The organism is Mesorhizobium carmichaelinearum (genome assembly GCF_900199455.1).
Taxonomy (GTDB): Bacteria; Pseudomonadota; Alphaproteobacteria; order Rhizobiales; family Rhizobiaceae; genus Mesorhizobium; species Mesorhizobium carmichaelinearum.
The window spans coordinates 24,743-46,838 of sequence record NZ_FZQR01000010.1 but is presented as its reverse complement, the minus strand read 5'-3'; the positions used below and the strand labels follow the sequence as shown (position 1 = coordinate 46,838).

The window sequence follows — 22,096 nt, the reverse complement described above, 5'->3', positions numbered from 1 at the left end:
GCAGCGCAGCTGCTGCGGAGGACGGGCAGGCGGATGAGGGGTAGCGCCATGCTCTCCAGAAAATTTCTCCGTCGAACAGGCATCGCCGCCGCCTCCCTGGTGGGTTTTGCGGCGGTCGCCACAGCTACCTTGTGGGAACTCGACCGCGCCTTCCCGCCACCCCTGCCGGCGACGTTGACGGTCTCCACCGAAGTCCAGGACCGCGATGGCCAGCTGTTGCGTGCCTTCGCCACGCCGGACGGCTACTGGCGACTCGAAACCCGGCTCGACCAGGTCGACAAGCAGTTCGTCGACATGCTGGTCACCTATGAGGACAAGCGCTTCTGGGACCATCAGGGCGTCGACGTGCTGGCGCTTGGCCGCGCGGCGGGCCAGCTCATCACCAGCGGCCACATCGTCTCCGGCGGCTCGACGCTGTCGATGCAGCTTGCGCGCCTGATAGAGCCGCGCGAAAGCCGCAGCCTCGGGTCCAAGATCAAGCAGATGCTGCGCGCCATTCAGATCGAGCGGCGGCTGTCGAAGAATGAGATCCTCGAGCGCTATCTGACGCTGGCGCCTTATGGCGGCAATCTGGAAGGCGTGCGTGCCGCTTCGCTCGCCTATTTCGGCAAGGAGCCGAAGCGGCTCACTGTCTCCGAAGCCGCCCTGCTCGTCGCCTTGCCCCAATTGCCGGAAAAGCGCCGACCCGACCGCAACCTCGAAATCGCCCATGCCGCCCGCGACCGCGTGCTGACCCGCATGGTCTCGTCGGGCCTGATCGGCGAACGCGAGGCCGCACGCGCCGCCCTTGACGATGTGTCGGGCCTGCGCCGCACTCTTCCGGCGCTCGCCGCGCACGCCGCCTATGCAATGCTGCCCAGGGCTGTTCCCGGCCAGCCGCTCAAACTGACCATCCGCAAAAGCGTCCAGGAAGGCCTGGAACAGGTGGCGCGCGACGCCGCGACCAAGCTTGGACCGCGTCTGTCCGTCGCCATGGTGCTGGCCGACTCCCGCACCGGCGACATTCTGGGCGAAGTCGGCTCGGCCAATTTCTTCGACGCCAGCCGCTCCGGCTGGATCGACATGACCAAGATCGTGCGCTCGCCCGGCTCGACGCTGAAACCGTTCATCTATGGCCTCGCCTTCGAACAGGGGCTGGTGGCGCAGGAAACGCTGATCGAGGACAGCCCGGTCGATTTCGGCGGCTACCGGCCAAAGAATTTCGACATGGGTTACCAGGGCGATGTCAGCGTCCGCCAGGCGCTGCAATTGTCGCTCAACGTGCCGGCGATCCGCGTGCTCGACGCGGTGGGGCCGGCGCGGCTGATGGCGCGCTTCCGCCAGGCCGGCGTCAACCCGATCCTGCCGATCAACGAGGCGCCGGGCCTGGCCATCGGCCTTGGCGGCGTTGGCGTCACGCTGCGCGACCTCGTCCAGCTCTATACGGGGCTCGCCAATGGCGGCAAGACACACACGCTGCATGACGGCACCGAGCCGGCGAACGCCGAACGCACCACCGCCACCATCCTCAACGACCAGGCGAACTGGCAGATCATCGACATATTGTCGGGCGTCAAGCCACCGGAAGGCGCCTTGCAGCGCGGCATCGCCTACAAGACCGGCACCTCCTACGGCTACCGCGACGCCTGGTCGGTCGGCTTCGACGGCCGCTACGTGCTGGGTGTCTGGGTCGGACGTCCCGACGCCAGCGCGGTGCCGGGTCTTTCCGGCTATGTCTCGGCCGCTCCCATCCTGTTCGAGGGCTTCGTCCGTTCGGGCCTGGCCACCGTGCCGCTGCCGGGCAAACCATCAGGCGCCTTCACCCCCAAGCGCGAGGACCTGCCGGTGACGCTCGCCCGCTTCGGCGCCGGCGCCGATGGCCTGGTGCAGGCGACGCCGACCGAGCCCGCGCCGACGATCATCTTCCCGCCGGACGGCGCCCGCGTCGACCTCGCCACCAATTCCGCCGACGCCACGCCGCTGGTGCTGAAACTGCAGGGCGGCCGGGCGCCGTTCCGCTGGCTTGCCAACGGCAAGCCGCTGGTTGGCCTCGACCGCCGCCGCACCGCGACCTGGCAACCGGACGGTGCCGGCTACTCGACGTTGACCGTGATCGACGCGGCCGGGCGCGCGGCCAGCGTGAAAGTGTTCGTTGAATAGAGTACGCCAGGCGATTCTGCGCGTTGGCTTTTACGCGCTGACGGTTGCCGCTTCCGTCCCGCCAGCACATGCCACCCCCCTCCCCACCGGCTTCGTCCGCCTCGCCGATATCGCCCCGTCGATCCGCCAGGACATCCGCTACGCCGGATCGGGCAATTTCCTGCACCGCAAGGTCAACGGCTACGACGCACCAGTCTGCATTCTCACCTTGCAGGCGGCGCAAGCTCTTGCCGGCGTCCAGCAAGCAATTGCAGCGAAAGGACTGACGCTGGTCGTATTCGACTGCTACCGCCCTGCCCGCGCCGTCGCCGACATGGGCGAATGGACACGCGAAGGCGGCCCGTCCGATCCGCAATGGTATCCCGGGGTCCGGCGTGGCGATCTCATCGCCAAGGGTTATGTCGGTGAACTGTCAACCCATTCGCGTGGCTCGACCGTCGATGTCGCGATTGCGCGGGTCGGCGGTCCATCCGTCTCCAAACCCGCTTGCGGCGCCATCGATGCCGATACACTCGACTTCGGCACCGGTTTCGACTGTTTCGACCCGATGAGCGAGACCGCGCACCGCCCGCCTGGCAATGAAGCGACAGCAAACCGCAAGTTGCTTGTCGAGGCCATGCTTGCCGGCGGTTTCAAGAATTACGCACGTGAATGGTGGCATTTTACCCTTGGGCATGAGCCCTTTCCCACCCAGCGCTTCGATTTCCCGGTGAGCGCCGAGTAATTGCCGGATCAAGCCCCAAACGACCTTGCCTCGGCATCGCGCGTCTCTAAATAGACCTCGAATCCGCGCTGAGCGCCAGCGAGGAAAATATTTCCCCATGCGACGGAAGATCGTCCAAGATTTTCTTCAGGAGGACAAAAAAGGCAACATTCGATGCATCTAATTTCTATCAATTCGCTAGATTTGGCGCCGGTTCAACGGAGGCAGAAATGACCAAACCTCATTTCCGGAAACTGCTCGGCGCACTGGTCGCCACATCTGTCCAGTTCGGCACGCTCGGTTTCGCGTTCGCCGACACCACCATCCTCAACGTGTCCTACGATCCGACGCGTGAGCTCTACAAGGCCTATGACGAGGCCTTCGCCGCGCACTGGAAGGCCGAGACCGGCGAGACGGTGACCATCCAGCAGTCGCATGGCGGATCGGGCGCGCAAGCCCGTGCCGTGATCGACGGCCTAGACGCCGACGTGGTGACGCTGGCGCTCGAGGGCGACATCAACGCCATCGTCTCCAAATCGAAGAAGATCAATCCCGACTGGCGCAAGAAATTCGAAAACAATTCAGCGCCTTACACCTCGACCATCATCTTCTTGGTGCGCAAGGGCAATCCCAAGGGCATTCACGACTGGAGCGACCTGATCAAGGACGGCACCCAGGTGATCACGCCCAACCCGAAAACCTCCGGCGGCGCCCGCTGGAACTACCTGGCCGCCTGGGCCTACGCCAATGCCAACGATGGCGGCGACGAAGCTAAGACCAAGGAATTCGTCGGCAAGCTCTACGCCAATGCCCCGGTGCTCGACACCGGCGCGCGCGGCTCGACCGTCACCTTCGCGCAAAAAGGCATTGGCGACGTGCTGATCGGCTGGGAAAACGATGCCTATCTGGCACTCAACGAATTCGGCGCGGATAATTTCGAGATCGTCTATCCGCCGACATCGATCCTGGCCGAGCCGCCGGTGGCGATCGTCGACGCCAATGTCGATGCCAAGGGCACGCGCAAGGTGGCTGAAGCCTATCTCGGCTGGCTCTATTCCAAGGAAGGCCAGACGATCATCGCCAAGAACCACTATCGCCCGGCCAAGCCCGAACTCGTGGCGCCGGCGGATCTGCCCAAGACCCCCGATATCAAGCTGATCTCCATCGACGACCCGCTTTTCGGCGGCTGGAAGAAGGCGCAGCCTTATCATTTCGGCGACGGTGGTATATTCGACCAGATCTATAAGCCGGCCCAGTGAGGTTCGGCAGTGCCGAAGAAGCCCGCGAATGGGCTTCTTGAGCGAAAATCTGGTTGAGTAAGAAGGGACGATCCAGAACTCCATGACCACAGCACCCGCGCAGGCGGGGTGGCGATTCAGGCAGCCGAGTGTCATTCCGGGTTTCGGATTGACGCTCGGCTTCTCGCTTGCCTACCTCACCCTCATCATCCTCATTCCGCTGTCCGGGCTGGTCTGGCGCTCGGCGTCTCTCGGCTGGGCTGAATTCTGGGCGATCGCCAGCGACCGCCGCACCATCAATGCGTTGGAAATCAGCTTCGGCACCGCCTTCCTCGCGGCGGCCGTCAATGTCATCTTCGGCACGCTGGTCGCCTGGGTGCTGGTGCGTTACCGCTTCCCCGGCCGCCGCATCGTCGACGCCATGGTCGACCTGCCCTTCGCCCTGCCGACAGCGGTGGCCGGCATCGCGCTGACCACGCTCTATGCGCCGAACGGCTGGATCGGCAAATTGCTGATGCCGCTCGGCATCAAGGTCGCCTACACGCCGCTCGGCATCGTCGTGGCACTCGTCTTCATCGGCCTGCCCTTCGTCGTGCGCACCGTGCAGCCGATCATGGAGGAGATCGACAAAGAGGTCGAGGAAGCCGCCGCCACGCTTGGCGCCAGCCGTTTCCAGATCATCACCCGCGTGCTGTTTCCGGGTCTGGCGCCGGCCATCATCACCGGCTTTTCGCTGGCCTTCGCGCGCGGCGTCGGCGAATACGGCTCGGTCATCTTCATCGCCGGCAATCTGCCCTACAAGTCCGAGATCGCGCCGCTTCTGATCGTCATCCGGCTGGAGGAATACAACTACCCGGCGGCGACCGCGATCGCGGCGATCATGCTCGCTCTGTCGTTCGTCATGCTTCTGGTCGTCAATCTCGTGCAGACATGGAGCCGCAAGCGCTATGGCTGACCCCGAAATCAAATCCTACGAACCCTACCATGAGAGCCGCTCGGCGGCGGTGACCGAAAGCCGTCCGGCACAAGCCGTGCTGATGGCCATCGCTTTCGTCTTCCTCGGCGTTTTCCTGCTCCTGCCGCTGATCATCGTCTTCCACGAGGCGCTGGCGAAAGGCGTCGGTGCCTATACGCAAGCGCTGGGCGAGCCGGACGCACGCTCGGCCATCCATCTGACACTGCTTGTCGCGGCGATCTCGGTGCCGCTCAATGTCGTCTTCGGCATCTCGGCCGCCTGGGCCATCGCCAAGTTCGAGTTCAAGGGCAAGGCCTTCCTCACCACGCTGATCGACCTGCCCTTCTCGGTCTCGCCTGTCATTTCAGGCCTGGTCTATGTGTTGCTGTTCGGCGCGCAAGGGTTGCTCGGCGAGTGGCTGAAGGGACATGGCATCCAGATCCTGTTCGCCGTGCCCGGCATTGTGCTGGCCACCGTCTTCGTCACCTTCCCTTTCGTCGCCCGCGAACTGATCCCGCTGATGCAGGAACAGGGCAATGGCGATGAGGAGGCAGCCCTTTCGCTCGGCGCCAATGGCTGGCAGACCTTCTGGTATGTGACGCTGCCCAACGTCAAATGGGGCCTGCTCTACGGCGTGCTCCTGTGCAACGCGCGCGCCATGGGTGAGTTCGGCGCGGTGTCGGTGGTGTCGGGCCATATACGCGGCCTTACCAACACCATGCCGCTGCATGTCGAAATCCTCTACAACGAGTACAATGCGGTCGGTGCTTTCGCCGTCGCCTCCTTGCTTGCCGGGCTGGCGCTGGTCACACTGGTCTTGAAAACACTGCTCGAGATGCGCTACGGCGCCGAGCTTGCCGCGACGCGCGGACATTAGCAGAGGGATTTGTATGGAAGTTCGCGTTGCCAACGTGCGCAAAGAGTTCGAGCGGTTTCCGGCGCTCCATGACGTGTCGCTCGACATCAAGTCGGGCGAACTGATCGCCCTGCTAGGGCCGTCCGGCTCCGGCAAGACGACGCTGCTCAGGCTGATCGCCGGGCTGGAGCGGCCGACGCGGGGAAAAATCTTCTTCGGCGACGAGGACGCTTCGCAGAAGTCGATCCAGGAGCGCAATGTCGGCTTCGTCTTCCAGCATTATGCCCTGTTCCGGCACATGACGGTGGCCGACAATATCGGCTTCGGCCTGAAGGTGCGGCACGGGTCCTCGCGGCCGCCGGCGCAGGAAATACGCCGCCGCGCCTCCGAGCTTCTCGATCTCGTCCAGCTTTCCGGGCTGGAGAAACGCTATCCGGCACAGCTCTCCGGTGGCCAGCGCCAGCGTGTCGCGCTGGCGCGCGCCATGGCCATCGAACCCAAGGTGCTGCTGCTCGACGAGCCGTTCGGCGCGCTCGATGCACAGGTGCGCCGGGAACTGCGCCGCTGGCTGCGCGAGATCCATGACCGCACCGGCCACACCACCGTCTTCGTCACCCACGACCAGGAAGAGGCGCTGGAACTTGCCGACCGCGTCGTGGTGATGAGCCAGGGCCGCATCGAGCAGGTCGGCACCGCCGACGACATCTACGACACGCCGAACTCGCCCTTCGTCTATGGCTTCATCGGCGAATCGAGCTCGCTTCCTGTCAAAGTCGAGAATGGCGAAATCTGGCTCGCCGATCGCCCGATCGGGCTGTCGGCGCCGCACGCACCCGAGGGTGACGCGACGCTGTATTTCCGCCCGCACGATGTCGAATTGCTCGACGGCTGCAGCGGCTGCATCGCCGGCACGGTGGCCGCCAGCCGCCGCGTCGCCGGTACGCGGCGCGTCGAACTCGAGATCGGCGGCGAGCGCCAGCGGGTCGAGATCGAACTGCCTGTCGACCATCCGGCGGCGCAAAAGAGCCGGGTGGCTTTCCGTCCGGGGCGTTGGAAGCTGTTTCCGGCGGCGTGATCTCCAGGTCAGGCGCTATTCCAGCCAGTTCTCGACCTTCAGTTTCCGTATCCGGGTGAACTCCCCCATGTTGGCCGTCACCAACGTGGTGCCCAATACGCAGGCGTGAGCGGCAATAAAAAGGTCGTTGTGGCCAATGGGTTGGCCAACAGCCTCCAGCTCGGCGCGAAGTGCGCCGTACTTGGCATCCACCGGCACATCGAGCGGCAGGACAGGGATCTCGGCCAGCAGGTCCTCGACCTTCTTGAGCAGTTTGGCCGATCCCTTCCTGGCGCAGCCATATCGCAATTCAGAGGCGACGACGATGCTGGTGCACACAGCGGCGTCTCCCTCGCGCGACATTGCACTGGCGGCCTTGCCGGCCGGGTTCCGGATCATGTCGCTGATAATGTTGGTATCCAGCATGAACCGCATCAAAAAATGTCCTCGGCTTCGACAGGCGGATCGTTGATCTCGGGAAAATCGTCCTCAGGACCAAGCGGCGCCTCTTTCGCCCATTGGGCGAGCAGCGCGGCAAGGCCGGGTTTGCGGACCGGCTCAATAACAAGGCGGTCGCCTTCGCGGCTGATCAAAACCTTATCGCCGGGGAGCTCGAACTCGACAGGAATGCGCACCGCCTGGCTGCGGTTGTTGCGGAAGAGCTTGGCCTCCTTCGGTGGTGGCGTTGTCGAATGACGGTGCTGGGGCATGGCTGCCTCCCTTTGTATATCCCATTTGTATATGCCAAATGACACAGCAACGCAAGGTGAGAAACAATTCGGAGGCGAGAAGGCGCTGGCCGGAACAGAATTCTAACGACAGGTATTTGTGACGACGTCTTTTCTCACGACACCACCTCACAACCATCGCGCGTGCCTCGTCGTGCGGGCCATCCCACGGCTATGGTCTGGGCATAAACGCATTGCATCCGGAGCCTTTTCATGAAGCGATTTTTTCTCGGTGTTGCCACGGTTGCCGGCCTGTTCCTCGCATCCTCCCAAGCCTGGTCGGCCGACAAGCTGCTCAACGCCTCCTATGACGTCGGCCGCGAACTGTTCGTTCAGGTCAACAGGGCCTTCGTCGCCGGGCATCCGGGCGTGACCGTCGACCAGTCGCATGCCGGCACCTCGGCGCAGGCGCGCGCCATCGCCGAGGGGCTGGGCGCCGATGTCGTCACCTTCAACCAGGTCACCGATGTTGATTTCCTGGTCAAGAAAGGGCTCGTCTCCGCCGACTGGCAGAAGGACTTTCCCAACAACGCCTCGCCCTTCTATTCGCTGCCTTCGTTCCTTGTCCGCGCCGGCAATCCCAAGCACATCAAGGACTGGAACGATCTGGTGCGCGACGACGTGCAGGTGATCTTCCCCAACCCGAAAACCTCGGGCAATGCGCGCTACACCTATCTGGCCGCCACCGCCTACGCCAAGGAAGCCTTCAAGGGCGATGACGCCAAGGTGAAGGAGTTCATCACCAAGCTGTTCAACAATGTGCCGATCTTCGATACGGGCGGCCGCGCCGCGACCACCACTTTCGTGCAGCGCGAGATCGGCGACGTGCTGATCACCTTCGAATCCGAGACGCGCGGCATCCGCAAGGAGTATGGCGACGACAAGTTCGAGCAGGTCACGCCCTCGGTCAGCCTGCTCGCCGAATTCCCGGTGGCGATCGTCGACAAGGTCGCCGACGAGCACGGCACGCGCGCTCTGGCCAAGACCTATCTCGATTTCCTCTACACGCCCGAAGGCCAGGACATCCTCGCCCAGAACGGCAACCGGGTGCGCGACGCAGCCGTCGCCGCCAAATACAAGGCTGACTTCCCCGACGTGCGTCTGCTGACGGTGGAAGACGTCTTCGGCGGCTGGGACAAGATCCAGAAAGAGCATTTCGCCGCCGGCGGCCTGCTCGACCAGGCCTATGGCAGCCGCTGACGGCTACAGCATACAAAGAACAGCTAAGGGAAAGCCGGCAATGAGCCGGCTTTCTTCGTTTTTGCCATCGGCCATGACAAATACGGCGCCATCCCTGCAAAACGTTACAAAGAATCAACGCGTTTGTGCCTAACGTGCCATTTGGCGTCTTGTTTTCGCGAAATGCCATCGCGCGGCGAAACCGTCATTATTTGCACACAAACAGCCGCCAGATGCGGGGTGGTTGGGGCTTCAAGGGTTGACTCGGGCATGCTGACAAAAAAAGGCAAGTACGGCCTCAAGGCCCTCGTACATCTTTCCAGTCTTCCGGCGGGCCAATTGGCCTTCGTCAACGACATCGCCGTCGCCAACAACATCCCGAAGAAATTCCTCGATGCCATTCTCGGCGAATTGCGCAATGCCGGCTTCGTCCTGAGCCGCAAGGGCAAGGAAGGCGGCTATCGGCTTGCCCGCCCGGCCTCCGAGATCAAGATCGGCCATGTCGTTCGCGTGCTGGACGGGCCGCTGGCGCCGATACCTTGCGCCAGCCGCACGCAGTACCAGCGCTGCGAGGATTGCGACGAGGCGACCTGTCAGGTCCGGCACATGATGCTGGAAGTGCGCCAGGCGATCGCCGAGGTGCTGGATAACAGAAGCCTCGCCGCCATGCGCGATGCCGACAACGACGATTTCCCGGTCGAGCTGTCCTCGCAAATCTGAGCCTCTGCGTGGCGCTCAGCGTCGCAAGGTTGCACGGTCCATGCCAACGCAGTAAAGCGGTCTTGGACAACAGGCTGGACCGATGAGGCTGTCGTGGTTCGCAAAATCCCGCAACCACAAGCCGCCATCCGCGGCCACCTTCCGCAGTGAAATCATCGCCGACATTCTCGTTCCGGAACGGGCAGAGGATGTACGCTTCTTCAGCCGCAAGGTCATCTACCCCGGCAGGGTGCGCCGGTTCTCGAACCAGGACCTGCGCGAAAGCCTGCTCGCTGCCTTCTATCTTCTCGTCGCGGCTTCAGTGCCAGTGCGCTGGTGGGCGTCGATCTGCGACCGGATGTCCAGGCTTCGCCTGAAACGCCATATGCGCAAGCAATTTCCTGGCTACGCAGCCGCGACGCGCGCAGTGCTTGGCGGCAGCATCGACGCGCGCAAGCTGTTCGAGGCATTGCTCGCGGCGCGCCACCGCCGCCGGCTGCAGCTTGCCGCGCACATTGCCGGCTTCCGATGGGCCCCGACAATCCGGCTGGAGGGACAGGAGGGGCTGCAGGCGGCCTTGCAGCGCGGCCACGGCGCCATCGTCTGGTGCGATCAGTTCACCTCCCAGACCATTCTCGGCAAGCGCGCCCTGCACGAGGCGGGCATCGAGGCACATCAGGTGAGTGTCAATTCCCACGGCATCTCGGAATCGATGTTCGGCCTGCGTTTCCTGAACCCACCGCTGGTCAAGGTCGAGAACCGCTACCTCAAGAGCCGCATCGTCTTCGAGCGCGACGATGCCTATCAGGTCACCATCCGCATCCAGAAGATCCTGAAGCGCAATGGCGTGGTGCTGATGACCAACACCATCCATGCAGGCTCGATCTTCACCGAGGTCGCGATCGGCGAAAGCGGCTGGACGCATCTTGCGTCGGCGCCGGCGAATTTCGCCGCAAGGGGCAGAGCGGCACTGTTTGCAATGTCGACCTTCGAGACGGTTCCCTTCCGCGAATACCGGGCCGTCATCAGCCCGGAATTGTTGCCGGCTGAAGCGGAGACGGGACGGGACGGAGCCAAGGACATGGTGATGCAGGCACGCTACATCCTGCTCAAGCGCGACCGGCTGCTCGAAGCGCTGAAACTATTTCCCGAACAGATGCTGATCTGGTCCAGCAGCAGGAGGCTGACGGAAGCCTCGGACCATACCATGACAGGCGACGATACCGGTTCATGACCTGGCCAGCAGCCGCATTGCATCCGCAACGGCATCGGCAACCGGACGCGTCGCATCGATTGTCAGGGCCCGCTCACCCCTCGCCGGCGGCTCCAGGATGGCGAACTGGCTGTCGACCAGGCTTGCCGGCATGAAATGGCCCTTGCGGCCGGCGACGCGCTCACGCGCCGTCGCCGGGTCGATTTCCAGATAGAGGAAGACGATGTCGGCGCAAAAGCCCCGCAGGCGTTCGCGATAGTTGCGCTTCAGAGCGGAGCAGGCCGCGACCACGCCTTGCCCTTCGCGGATCGATGCCGCGATACGCTCGCCGATGGCGTCGAGCCAGCCCTCGCGCAACTGGTCGGTGAGCGGCTCGCCGCTTGCCATGCGCGCCACATTCTCCGGCGGATGAAGCCTGTCGCCTTCGATGAAGACGGCGCCGAGTGCTGCCGCCAGCGCGATGCCGACGGCCGACTTGCCGCAGCCGGCAACGCCCATCACCACGATGGCCGGAGGCACTGAGCCGGGAGCGCCCGTCGGCGCCTGCGCTGCTTTTTCACCCACTGTCAGCGGCTTGCCGGCGCGCGGCCGTAGAGCAGCAGCATGGCGACGATGACGACGCCATAGATGATCTGCCGCCCCGCCTCCGGCATCTGCATGACCGACAAGATGGATTGCAGCAGCGTGATCAGGATGACGCCGGCGACGGTGCCGAGATAGGAGCCGCGCCCGCCCAAGATCGAGGTGCCGCCGAGCACCACGGCGGCGATCGACGGCAGCAGGTAGGCATCGCCCATCGACTGAGCCGCCTTGGAGGCATAACCGGCCAGAAGCACACCACCAAAGGCGGAGAGCCCACCGGAGACGGCGAAGGCGATCATCACCACGCGCCTTGTGTCGATGCCGGAGAGATAGGCGGCGCGCTCGCGGTTGCCGATGCCGTAGACCGTGCGGCCAAAGCCGGTGCGGGTCAGCACGAACACCATTGCCGCCCCGATCAGGGCCCAGATGATGACGGCGTTGGGCACGCCGGGGATGGCAAAGCCGGTGGCGAGGTAACGCATGGCGCCGGTGGCCGAATCCTGCGGCGAGAAGCCGCCAGTGTAGACCACCATCAGCCCTTGCGCGACGGCGTTGGTGGCGAGCGTGATGATCATCGAGGGAATGCGCAGATAGGCGACGCCGATGCCGTTGACGATGCCGATCAGCACGCCGCAGAAGATGCCGAACGGGATAGCCAGCACCACGCCCGCCGGACCATAGGCGGCCGCCGCGCAGGCCATCATCGCGCCCGCCGCCACCGACCACGGCACCGACAGATCGATCTGGCCGAGCAGCACGACCAGCATCATGCCGGTGGCGATGACGCCGAGGAACGAGGCGACCTTGAGCTGCTGCAGCAGATATTCAGGCGACAGGAAGCTTCTGGAATAGAGACTGCCGAGGAACAGCAACAACACGATGCAGGCAAAGGCCGTCAGCACCGCCGGGTCGGCGCGGCGGATGAATTTCGGCATGCGGCCGGCAATGCCGCCGTTGCTCTTCCCAACCATCGGCGTCGTTTCGCTCACAGGAACCACTCCAGCCGGTTGCGGACCCGAAACAGGGCGAAGGCGCCGAGGCTGACGGCGACCAGCAGGATAACGCCCTGGAACAGCGGCTGCCAGAGCGGATCGAAATCGAACACGAACAACAGATCGCCAATGGTGCGGAAGGCGAGCGCGCCGAAGATGGCGCCGATGGCGCTGCCCTTGCCGCCGAACAGCGAGACGCCGCCGAGCACCACGGCGGCGATCGAGAACAGCGTGTAGGCGTTGCCGCTGGCATAGGCCGCGTCGCCCGTATAGGTGAAGAAGGTGAGGAACAGCCCGCCGATCGCCGCCAGCAGCCCGGCCAGCGTGTAGGCGGCGAACTTGCCGCGCCTTATCGGAACGCCCGACATATAGGCCGCCGTCTCCGAAGACCCCGCCGCGTAGGCGGCCCGGCCAAGCACCGAGCGGCTGAACGGCACCCAGATCACCAGCACGATGGCGAGCAGCACGACGAGGCTCGCCGGCACCACATCGAAGACACGGCCGGTCATCGCATCGGCCAGATCCTCATTGACCGAACCGCCCGGGAAGGGCCGCAGCAAGAGGCCAATGCCGTAATAGACGGCCCCGGTTGCGATGGTGGCGACGATCGGCTGCAGCCGGCCGTAGATGACGATGGCGCCGTTGATGGCGCCGCAGAGAAGGCCGACCGCCAGCACGGCAATGACGCCGAGCGTCGTCTGCATCGGCGTGCCCACTACCAGCCAGGAGGCCAGGCAGTTGGTGAGGAGAAAGATCATGCCGACGGACAGGTCGATGCCGGCGGTGATGACCACCAGCGTCTGTGCCATGGCGACGAAGGCGAGCAGCACGCCCTTGTTCGCCGCCGTCTGCACCACATTGGCGGTGAAGCCGGCCGGATGGTTCGAGGTGTAGATGACGAACATGACGATGAAGATGCCGAACGCCAGCAGCGTTCCGCGCTGCTCGGCCAGCCAATAGCGCCAATCCTTCACGCGTCTGCTCCCAGGCCCACCGGGCTCTCCTCGCCATGGATGTTGAGCGCGCTTGATATCAGCGCCCGCTCGGTGATCTCGGCACCGACCAGCTCGCGCTTGACCGCGCCGTCATAGAGCACCAGCACGCGGTCGCAGCAGCCGATCAGCTCGTCATAGTCGGTCGAATAGAACAGGATCGCCGCACCGGCATCCGCCAGCTTGCGCATCAGCTGGTAGAGTTCCTGCTTGGTGCCGACATCGATGCCGCGCGTCGGGTCGTTGAGCAGGATGATGCGCGGCTGGCGCATCAGCCACTTGGCGATAACCACCTTCTGCTGGTTGCCGCCCGACAGCGCGCCGACCGGAATGTCGAGACCCGCCGTCTTGATGGCCAGAAGGCCGACCATGTCGTCGATCAGCCGCTGCTCGGCGGCGCGGTCGATAATGCCGCCTTTGGACAGCCGGTCGAGCGCGGCGAAGGACAGGTTTTCGCGCACCGTCATCGGCAGCATCAACCCTTCGGTCTTGCGGTCTTCCGGGATCAGCGCCATGCCGATGTCATCCTGCCGCGCCTTGGCGGGACTGCTGATCGTCACCGGCCTGCCGTCGATCAGCACCTCGCCGGAAAGGCCGCGCAGCACGCCGAAGAAAGCGAGCAGCAATTCGCGCTGTCCCTGCCCGTCGAGACCGCCGAGGCCGACCACCTCGCCTGCCCTGACGGTCAGCGAGATGTTGTGCAGCCGGTCGGTCCATGAGAGCTTGCGGGCTTCAAGCCTGGGTGCGGCCCAAGCCGGCACGGCCGCCGGCTTGGGCGGGAAGATGTGACTGTATTCGCGGCCGATCATCAATTCGACCACCTCATTGTCGCTCTTCGAGCCGGCCTTGTAGCTGGCGACGTTGCGGCCGTTGCGGAACACCGTGCACTGATCGGCGAGTTCCGCGATCTCGTTCATGCGATGCGAGATGTAGAGCAGCGCCAGTCCTTCCCTGCGCAGCCGCTTCAGCACGCCAAAAATGTTCGAGACATCCGCGGCGGTGAGCGCGGACGTCGCCTCGTCGAGGATCAGGATACGCGGCTTCCTGGCCAGCGCCTTGGCGATCTCGACCATCTGCCGGCGCGACAAGGGCAAGTCCTTGACCAACGCCAACGGGTGGATGTCGCCCGCGCCCGCGCGGGCAAGCGCTTCCTCCGCGATACGGCGTTGCGCCTTGCGATCGATCATGCCGAAGCGTTTGGGCGGATCGGAAATGACGATGTTGTCGGCAACGCTGAGTTCAGGAACCAGCGACAGTTCCTGGAAGATGCAGACGATGCCTGCCTTGTTGGCGGCAGCCGGCGAAGCGAAGGTCACCTCACGGCCATCCAGCGTCATGCGGCCTTCGTCGGCCGCGACAACGCCCGCCATCACCTTGATCAGCGTCGATTTGCCGGCGCCGTTTTCGCCAAGGATGGCGTGGATGCTGCCGGATGTGACGACAAGCTCCGCCTTTTCCAGCGCCCGCACGCCACCATAGCGCTTGGATATGCCTTCCATCTGGAAGAGCGGAACCGCAGCGTCCATAGGCCCTCCCGAGGCACTTTGACGACCAGAGATATCGAGTGGCCGGCGCCGTGAGAGAATCCCACGGCGCCGGGAGTGCAGTCTACTGGTCCGCCTTGGTCTGGCCCATGATTTCCTGTGCGGTGAAATTGATGCCGCAGGTCGGGAAGGAATTGCCGACGAAGAAATTGTCGGACTGGTCGGGGAAGAAATCCTGACCGGCCTTGAAGTTCGGATCCTCGACGATCGCCAGCGGCAGCTTGACCGACTGCGGGACGACATTGCCTTCAAGCGCTGCGATCGCCGTCTTGATGGCAACCGCCACCTGCGCCGGGCCGGTACCGGCTGACGAGCATTTCAGCCCGTCGGCCGCGTGGGCCGCGCAGAACTTGCGGAAGCCGTTCTCGGTCTCCCCGCCGAACGGCACGAACGGATGCTTGGCATCGATCATCGCCTGCACGATGCCGGTGTCACCGCCCTGTCCCGTGACGCCGTCGAAGGGGCCGTTGGTGGCAATCGCGTCGGCCGAAGCTTTTTGCGCAACGCCGTCATCCCATTTGCCGACGACCTCGGTGACCGCCCATTTCTTGCCGGAGGCGTCGAGCACTTCATGGATGCCGTTGTGGCGGTCGGTGTCGACCGATGTCCCGGCAACGCCGCGCACTTCGAGCACCTTGCCGCCATTCGGCACATGCGAGACCAGCCATTTGCCCCACAGCTCGCCAAGACCCTTCTGGTCGACGTTGACGTTGATGGCGTCCTTGGTGTCGAGAATGTTGTCGAAGGCAACCAGCACGACGCCGGCTTCCTTGGCGCGCTTGATCACCGGCCCGAAGGCGGTCGGGTTCTGCGCGTTGACGACGATCGCGTCGTAGCCGGAATCAATGAAGTTGTTGATCGCCGAAATCTGTGCCGGCACGTCTTCGCCGGTCGAGACGACCTTGAATTCCTTCAGCTTCGCCGCGACATCCTTCTGCGCCGCATAGGCCTTCGCGGTCTGCACCATCTGGATACGCCAGGTGTTGGCGATATAGCCGTTGGCGAGCGCAATGCGGTATGGGCCGGCCTTCTTGGGAAACTTGAAGAACAGTGTGTCCGCGGCCCAGGGTGCGAAGCAATCCGGCTCGGCAGCCGGGCCCTTGACGATTTCAGGGCCTGCGGCAATCGCCGACGAGCTCAACATAACGAATGCAGTGGCGGCAACGATGCCACCGACAAGTGACTTGATCATCGATAATCCTCCCAGTTGCAGTTCTGATTTGTCGGTTCAGTTTTTGTGGAATTTTCGCGCTTCTGGGCGGCTCCTCCGCCTTGCCCAGTCACGCCTGCCAGGTGCCGAAGACCTCCGCGCCCCCTCCCTTTGCCGTCCCCTTCAGCCGGTGAAATTTATCATATTATCCATAATAAACAAGCGTGAGCTGTTGCTTATGTATAATAAACAGACCCAGCGCCTAAGTGGCGATACTCGTTCAGGGAAAATGGTAGCGCTACCATGACGTGGTGTAAAGCGCCATTTGCAGGCCTTCTCGAAAGCCTGTTCAGCGCGCCGTGCTCTCCCGGCGCATGAGCTCGAAGCCGAGGTCGACGATCCGCTGCTGCGGCCTGTCACCGGCGATCGCCGCCAGCGCCATGGCGACCGCGCGCCTGCCGATTTCGTAGCGGTAGGTGCGGATGCTGGTGATCGAGGGAAAGGCCACCTGCATCATGTCGAGATCGTTGAAGCCGACGATACCGATCGTCTTCGGCACGTCGATCGAGGCCCGACGGCACTCGAACAGCACGCCGAGCGCGATGTCGTCATTGTTGCAGAACACGCCATCGAGCGTCGGCATCTTGGCCAGCGCGTCGCGGAACAATTCGCGGCCGAGCGGCACGCTGGACAGCACGGGCGTGGTGGTGACCAGCCGTGGGTCGAACAGGCCGGCCTTCTCCATCGCCGCGCGATAGCCGGCAAGGCGCCGCTGCGAGCGCGGGTCCATGCGCGCGCCAATGAAGCCGATCCGCCGGTAGCCTGCCTCGATCAGGTGTTCGGTCGCCGTCCTGCCGCCATCGAAATGCGAGAAGCCGACCAGCATGTCGACCGGATCTGGCCCGGTCTCCATCACCTGCACCACCGGGCAACCGGCATTTTCGAGCAGTTTCCGCGAGGTTGGCGTCTGGTCGATGCCGGCGACGATCAGTGCTGCCGGCCGCTGCGAACCGAACACTTGTAAGAGCCGCTCTTCCTCCAGCCCGGAATAATGCGTGTTGCCGAGCTGGATGCGGAACGGACTGTCCGACAGGCTGTCATAGATGCCGCGCACCACCTCGGCGAAGACGTTGTTGGTGAGCGAAGGCACCAGCACGCCAAACACCTCGGCACGCGCCGAGGCCAGCGCCCTTGCATTGGGATCCGGCACATAGCCGAGCTCATCGACGGCAGCCTGGATCTGGCGGCGCAAATCCTGGCTGACGCGCTCCGGCTCGCGTAGCGCGCGCGACACGGTGATGGCGCCGACGCCGGCCTTGCGCGCGACATCCGCTATGGTCGGGCGGCCGCCGCCCCGGCGCGAGCGCGGCTTGATCAAGGCCAAGGCCCGTACGCATGGCCGAAGTGCACCCGCAATAGGTTTGTCTCAGCTGTTGCCATCTCACCGGCCTGTTGCCCCTTGGTCTCTGGGGTCGCGCAGTGCCTGCCCGTTGTCAAGCCGAGGTGCCTCGGGCGGCCACGCCCCCCGCTTTCCTCAGGCTGCCACGACAGTCCTTTGCCTTGCCTTCCACATGAACAGGCCGACGGCCAATATGTTCAGCAAATTCCAGGCGATGCCGTTGAGGAACGCCGCGGCGTAGGAACCCGTCAGGTCGTAGATCCAGCCTGACATCCAGCCACCGATCGCCATGCCGAAAATCGTTGCCATCATGACGATGCCGATACGCTGGCCAGCCTCCTTGGCGGGCAGATATTCGCGCACGATGATCGCATAGCAAGGCACGATGCCGCCTTGCGACAGGCCGAACACCAGCGACACGACATAGAGCGAGGCGAGCCCATCGAACGGGATGTAGAACAGCAGCGACAGGCATTGCAGCACCGAGCCGATGACCAGGGTTTTCGCGCCGCCGATGCGATCGGCGATGAAGCCGGAGGCAAGCCGGCTGACGACGCCCGCCGCCATCATGATCGACAGCATGTCGGCGCCGTGCGCCATGCCGTAGCCGAGATCCATGCAATAGGCGACGATGTGCACCTGCGGCATCGACATCGCCACGCAGCAGCCGAGGCCGGCGATGACCAGCAGCACCTGCAACGCCGCCGGCGACATGGGAATCGGCTGCACCGACCGGCTTCCCGGCGAACCGGCGGCGGCCTCCGGAGCGCCGCGCCGCAACATCAGCACCAGCGGCACCATGGTGACCAGGCAGAAGATGCCGATCGCCGCATAGGTGAAGCGCCAGCCTTCCGCCTTGATCAGCGTCGGCATGATGGTCGGCCAGAGCGCCCCGGCGAGATAGTTGCCGGCGGCCGCCGCCGTGACGGCGACGCCGCGCCGGCGGTTGAACCAGTGCGAGATGTCGGCGATCAGCGGCCCGAAGATCACCGACGTGCCGACACCGATCAGCACGCCCTGGGCAAGGGTGAATTGCAGGATCGAGGTCGACAACGCCGCGAGCAGGAGGCCGGCCGAGAGCGCCACGGAAGAAATCAACGCCGGAATCCAATAGCCCATGCGGTCGATGGCGCGGCCGACCAGCACATTGCCGGCGGCGAAGCCCACCATGGTCGCGGTGTAGGGCATGGATGCCGCGGCGCGGTCGACGCCGAACTCGGCCTGCACGGCGGGCAGCACCACGACCACGGCCCACATACCGACCGCACCGATCGTCGCCAGCACCATCGAGATGGCCAGCCGCATCCAGGCGTAGGAGCTGTCGATGCCGGGGCTCGGCCGGCTCAAATCGGTTCGGGTCAAAGGCGTTTCCTGTCGGCGGTCTCGAAAACCGGCTGCCGTTTGCACCACTATCGACGCATTCTCGGTACACAGCAGCGCCACGGCGGGCAAATCCGTGGCTCCAGAGGCGACAAGGTGGCGGGAACCGACGCCAACGTGTGGAGTTTTCCGATCAGCAAGCCTGCAAAGGAGTCCCAGCCATGACAGCCGCCAAAAAGTGGTCAGCCGAGGTGACCGAGCACAGCGACGCGATGGATCTTGAGGATCACATCTTCGAATCCGACGATGCCAAAAAGATCGCCGCCTCGCTCAAGCGGTCGGCCGAACACAGCCACCGCCGCAAGGCCGAACCATTCCAGTCAGCCATGTCGATGCTGAATTTCTACATCAATCGCGCCGGCAAGAATCTTCCCGCCGCGCGCAGGCAAGTGCTCGAGCACGCCAAGGATGAACTGCGCGTGGTCTTCGGCCGCGAGAAGGAAGATTAGCGGCCTAGCGTGATTTGATCACGTGGTCGGTGTTGGCCAGCAATTTCCGCACCGCAGCGCGTGCTGCATCCGGGCGCTGCAGCCGGATGTTCTTCTCGATCGCCTCATGCAGCTTCTGCGCATGGTTGAGGTCGTCGACCGCCCGCGTCGTATAGGCGAACAGATGATCGAATGCGGATTCGATCAGCACGCCGAGCGGCACCAGAAGGTCATTGCCGGAGGCCCGCAGGATGGCAAGGTGGAAGCGCGTGTCGGCGCGCGTGCGCTCCTGCAGGCTGGCCGCCTCCCCCATCTCGCGGCAGGCCTGGCTGATCTCGGCCATCTGTTCGTCGGTCCGCCGCAGGGCGGCGAAGGCCGTCGCTTCCGGCTCGATGATGTGGCGGAATTCCTGCACCGTCTTCAGGAACACCTCGCGGTCGGGCGATGTCGCGTACCAGGCAAGCACGTCGCGGTCGAGCAGGTTCCAGCGCTCCTTCGGCTCGACCCAACTGCCGATCTTGGGACGTGAAGCCAAGAGGCTCTTGGCCATCAGCATCTTGATTGCCTCGCGTACCGCCGAGCGGCTGACGCTGAAGGTCTCCGACCATTTGGCCTCGTTGGGCAGGATGGTACCGGGCGGATAATCGCCGCGCACGATCCTGAGGCCAATTTCGCTGGCCAGCGACGTGTGCACGCTGGCGCCGGGAATGCGTGCCGCGTCGGGTCGACGAACGCCAGCCTGGCGCTCGCCGGATGCCGGCTTCTTCGGCGGTTTTTCCTTGTTCGGCTTTGCGTCCCGCATATGCTTCAGAAAGGCCGGTTTGTGGAAGCTGTCAAGCACCACCGAACGCTTGGGCCGCAAAGCGCGCCGCTATACACAAGCCAGCCTCATTCAGCCGCTTGCTCAAGCAGTTTTTACATATTTGCGCCAACTATGTTCCGGGCGGAAGCCGAGCATGTCGCGCGCCTTGCGGTTCGACAGCAGCGTCTCGTATTCGCCGAGTTCTGCCTTGACCGGTACGTTGGGATAAAACCGCTTCAGGAGTTCGGCCGTCGGCAGGTCGGACGACGTGTCGTCATTGGCGGCGTTGAACACCTGGTAGCCGAGCCCGTCCTTTTCGATGGCGCGCAGCGTGATCTGGCCAAGGTCGCGCGCGTCGACATAGCTCCAGGCGATGCGCTTGCGGAAGCCGGGATCGGCGAACCATTTCGGGAACAGCGAATACTCATGCGGCTCGATGACATTGCCGATGCGCAACGCATAGATGTCGGTGCCGTTGCGCTGCGCGAAGGCGCGCGCCGTCTTCTCGTTAACGATCTTCGACAGCGCATAGCTGTCCATCGGGTCGACGTCATACTCCTCGTCGAGCGGGAAATATTTGGGATCGCGCGGCTCGTTGGCGAACACCAGGCCGTAGGTCGTCTCGCTCGACGCGACGATCACCTTGCGGATGCCCAGCTTCACCGCGGCCTCGATGACATTGTAGGTGCCCATCGCATTGATGCGGAACACCTCATTGTCGGGCGTGATCATGATGCGCGGGATGGCGGCGAAATGCACCACCGCATCCACCGGCTGCGGGCGCAGCGACGGATCGAACTCATGCAGGCCCATATAGCTCGACAGCGCGTTGAACACCTGCCCGCTGTCGGTGATGTCGGTGATCAGCGTGCGCACCTTGGGATTGTCGAGCGGCTTGGTGTCGATGTTGAGCACCTGGCAGCCCTGCTCGACAAGATATTGCACGACATGACGCCCAGCCTTGCCGCTGCCGCCGGTGAACATGATCCGCTTCGTCATTCTGGTCTCCATGACAGGCTCTGGAATAACCGTCTATTGTCAGACAATATTGCTTTCTGCAACCGCATATGGCTAAAACGCCAGTGCAATTATCGATAATCCGGGATAGGACGACGACATGAACACCACCACCGCGCGCGAAAAGATCGGCTTCATCGGCCTTGGCCTGATGGGGCACGGCATCGCCAAGAATATCGTCGACAAGGGCTATCCGCTGACATTCCTTGGCCGCAAGAACCGCAAACCCGCGGAGGATCTCCTTGGCCGCGGCGCCAAGGAGGCCGCCACCTCGCGCGATGTTGCGGCAGCGTCCGACATCGTCTTCATCTGCGTCACCGGGTCGCGCGAAGTGGAGGCCATCATCCGCGGCCCCGGCGGCCTCAAGGAAGGCTTGAAAAAGGGCTCGGTCGTCGTCGACTGCTCGACCTCGGATCCGGTCTCGACCGTAGCGCTTGCGGCCGAACTCAAGGCACTGGGCATCGACTATGTCGACGCGCCGCTGAGCCGCACGCCGAAAGAGGCCTGGGAAGGCACGCTCGACGCCATGGTCGGCGCGCCCGACGCCCTCTTCGCCAGGGTCAAGCCGGTGATCGAAACCTGGGCCGGCCGCATCGTCCATATCGGCGACACCGGCGACGGCCACCGCATGAAACTCCTCAACAATTTCATCTCGCTGGGCTACGCCGCCATCTATTCCGAGGCGCTGGCCCTGGCCGAAAAGGTCGGCATCTCGCCGCCGCGTTTCGACAGCGTCATCCGCAACGGCCGCATGGACTGCGGCTTCTACCAGACCTTCATGCGCTGGACGCTGGAAGGCGACCGCGACGCCCACAAATTCACCATCGCCAACGCCTTCAAGGACCTGACTTATCTCGAGTCCATGGCGGGTGCGGCCGGCATCGCCAACCCGCTGGGCAATGCCACCAAGAATTCCTTCGCCGGCGCCCATGCCACCGGCCCGGCTGAGCAGTTCGTGCCGATGCTGGCGACGCATATCGCCAAGGTCAACGGCGTCGACCTGATGCCGACAAAGGATGGCAAGAAGCAGACGATCTAGTGCTCAA

Annotated in this window: 22 protein-coding genes; 11 read left to right on the top strand and 11 right to left on the bottom strand. The window is 63.9% G+C overall.

Annotation, left to right across the window (positions count from 1 at the left end):
* Positions 1-48: 48 nt before the first annotated feature.
* The 6 genes from pbpC (at position 49) to CKW40_RS22555 (ending at position 6,966) form a co-directional block, all read left to right on the top strand.
* Complete coding sequence (gene pbpC / locus CKW40_RS22580) at positions 49-2,139, top strand: penicillin-binding protein 1C (RefSeq protein WP_244571253.1); 2,091 nt, start codon at positions 49-51, stop codon at positions 2,137-2,139.
* Positions 2,132-2,863 (top strand): M15 family metallopeptidase, encoded by a 732-nt coding sequence (locus tag CKW40_RS22575; RefSeq protein WP_095202075.1) that lies wholly within the window; start codon positions 2,132-2,134, stop codon positions 2,861-2,863. Before pbpC ends, CKW40_RS22575 begins: the two co-directional genes overlap by 8 nt.
* 209 nt (positions 2,864-3,072) lie before the next feature.
* Positions 3,073-4,101: a sulfate ABC transporter substrate-binding protein gene (locus tag CKW40_RS22570; protein ID WP_095202074.1), complete on the top strand. Its 1,029-nt coding sequence runs from the start codon at positions 3,073-3,075 to the stop codon at positions 4,099-4,101.
* Between the two features lie 82 nt (positions 4,102-4,183).
* On the top strand, positions 4,184-5,035 hold the full coding sequence (cysT, locus tag CKW40_RS22565; RefSeq protein ID WP_095202073.1) for a sulfate ABC transporter permease subunit CysT: 852 nt from the start codon (positions 4,184-4,186) through the stop codon (positions 5,033-5,035).
* On the top strand, positions 5,028-5,912 hold the full coding sequence (gene cysW, locus CKW40_RS22560; RefSeq protein WP_095202072.1) for a sulfate ABC transporter permease subunit CysW: 885 nt from the start codon (positions 5,028-5,030) through the stop codon (positions 5,910-5,912). Before cysT ends, cysW begins: the two co-directional genes overlap by 8 nt.
* Positions 5,913-5,925: 13 nt before the next feature.
* Entirely contained in the window at positions 5,926-6,966 is a 1,041-nt protein-coding gene (locus tag CKW40_RS22555; protein ID WP_095202071.1) for a sulfate/molybdate ABC transporter ATP-binding protein, read from the top strand.
* Between the two features lie 15 nt (positions 6,967-6,981).
* Here CKW40_RS22555 and CKW40_RS22550 read toward each other — a convergent pair whose 3' ends face one another.
* Positions 6,982-7,380: a type II toxin-antitoxin system VapC family toxin gene (locus CKW40_RS22550; RefSeq protein ID WP_095202070.1), complete on the bottom strand. Its 399-nt coding sequence runs from the start codon at positions 7,378-7,380 to the stop codon at positions 6,982-6,984.
* The gene (locus tag CKW40_RS22545) at positions 7,380-7,655 is read right to left on the bottom strand and encodes an antitoxin (protein ID WP_095202069.1); all 276 of its coding nucleotides are present in this window, start codon (positions 7,653-7,655) and stop codon (positions 7,380-7,382) included. The genes CKW40_RS22550 and CKW40_RS22545 overlap by 1 nt, the downstream gene beginning before the upstream one ends.
* Before the next feature lie 231 nt (positions 7,656-7,886).
* On the opposite strand from CKW40_RS22545, the gene CKW40_RS22540 reads away from it, so the two are divergent.
* From CKW40_RS22540 to CKW40_RS22530, 3 genes are all read left to right on the top strand, one after another.
* Positions 7,887-8,873, top strand: a complete 987-nt coding sequence (locus tag CKW40_RS22540) for a sulfate ABC transporter substrate-binding protein (RefSeq protein WP_095202068.1) — start codon at positions 7,887-7,889, stop codon at positions 8,871-8,873.
* A 249-nt stretch (positions 8,874-9,122) separates the two neighbouring features.
* A complete protein-coding gene (locus CKW40_RS22535; protein ID WP_095202067.1) occupies positions 9,123-9,572 on the top strand; it encodes an RrF2 family transcriptional regulator in 450 nt (149 codons plus the stop codon).
* 82 nt (positions 9,573-9,654) lie between these two features.
* On the top strand, positions 9,655-10,785 hold the full coding sequence (locus CKW40_RS22530) for a hypothetical protein (RefSeq protein WP_095202066.1): 1,131 nt from the start codon (positions 9,655-9,657) through the stop codon (positions 10,783-10,785).
* Here CKW40_RS22530 and CKW40_RS22525 read toward each other — a convergent pair.
* The 7 genes from CKW40_RS22525 to CKW40_RS22495 all read right to left on the bottom strand — a co-directional run bounded on the left by CKW40_RS22525 (position 10,780) and on the right by CKW40_RS22495 (position 18,785).
* Complete coding sequence (locus CKW40_RS22525; RefSeq protein ID WP_095202065.1) at positions 10,780-11,328, bottom strand: gluconokinase; 549 nt, start codon at positions 11,326-11,328, stop codon at positions 10,780-10,782. The two genes, CKW40_RS22530 and CKW40_RS22525, sit on opposite strands and share 6 nt — an antisense overlap.
* A gap of 2 nt (positions 11,329-11,330) precedes the next feature.
* Positions 11,331-12,317, bottom strand: a complete 987-nt coding sequence (locus CKW40_RS22520; protein WP_095202285.1) for an ABC transporter permease — start codon at positions 12,315-12,317, stop codon at positions 11,331-11,333.
* 14 nt (positions 12,318-12,331) lie between these two features.
* On the bottom strand, positions 12,332-13,312 hold the full coding sequence (locus CKW40_RS22515; protein ID WP_095202064.1) for an ABC transporter permease: 981 nt from the start codon (positions 13,310-13,312) through the stop codon (positions 12,332-12,334).
* Entirely contained in the window at positions 13,309-14,856 is a 1,548-nt protein-coding gene (locus CKW40_RS22510; RefSeq protein ID WP_095202063.1) for a sugar ABC transporter ATP-binding protein, read from the bottom strand. The genes CKW40_RS22515 and CKW40_RS22510 overlap by 4 nt, the downstream gene beginning before the upstream one ends.
* An 82-nt stretch (positions 14,857-14,938) precedes the next feature.
* Positions 14,939-16,066 (bottom strand): sugar ABC transporter substrate-binding protein, encoded by a 1,128-nt coding sequence (locus CKW40_RS22505; protein WP_095202062.1) that lies wholly within the window; start codon positions 16,064-16,066, stop codon positions 14,939-14,941.
* Positions 16,067-16,373: 307 nt separating this feature from the next.
* The gene (gntR, locus tag CKW40_RS22500; RefSeq protein WP_095202284.1) at positions 16,374-17,402 is read right to left on the bottom strand and encodes an HTH-type transcriptional regulator GntR; all 1,029 of its coding nucleotides are present in this window, start codon (positions 17,400-17,402) and stop codon (positions 16,374-16,376) included.
* Between the two features lie 156 nt (positions 17,403-17,558).
* Entirely contained in the window at positions 17,559-18,785 is a 1,227-nt protein-coding gene (locus CKW40_RS22495) for an MFS transporter (RefSeq protein ID WP_095202061.1), read from the bottom strand.
* A 179-nt stretch (positions 18,786-18,964) separates the two neighbouring features.
* Here CKW40_RS22495 and CKW40_RS22490 point away from each other — a divergent pair, with 179 nt between their 5' ends.
* A complete protein-coding gene (locus CKW40_RS22490; protein WP_095202060.1) occupies positions 18,965-19,252 on the top strand; it encodes a DUF3175 domain-containing protein in 288 nt (95 codons plus the stop codon).
* A gap of 4 nt (positions 19,253-19,256) precedes the next feature.
* On the opposite strand, the gene CKW40_RS22485 is transcribed toward CKW40_RS22490, so the two are convergent.
* Together CKW40_RS22485 and CKW40_RS22480 are read right to left on the bottom strand one after the other, a co-directional pair.
* Positions 19,257-20,033 carry a FadR/GntR family transcriptional regulator gene (locus CKW40_RS22485; RefSeq protein ID WP_095202283.1) on the bottom strand — a complete coding sequence of 259 codons (777 nt, stop codon included), beginning with the start codon at positions 20,031-20,033 and terminating at the stop codon, positions 19,257-19,259.
* 102 nt (positions 20,034-20,135) lie between these two features.
* Positions 20,136-21,032, bottom strand: coding sequence for an NAD-dependent epimerase/dehydratase family protein (locus CKW40_RS22480; protein ID WP_027047042.1), 897 nt, complete (start codon positions 21,030-21,032; stop codon positions 20,136-20,138).
* A gap of 118 nt (positions 21,033-21,150) precedes the next feature.
* Between CKW40_RS22480 and CKW40_RS22475 the strand changes: the two genes are divergently transcribed.
* Positions 21,151-22,089, top strand: a complete 939-nt coding sequence (locus CKW40_RS22475) for an NAD(P)-dependent oxidoreductase (protein WP_095202059.1) — start codon at positions 21,151-21,153, stop codon at positions 22,087-22,089.
* The last annotated feature ends 7 nt before the right edge of the window (positions 22,090-22,096 follow it).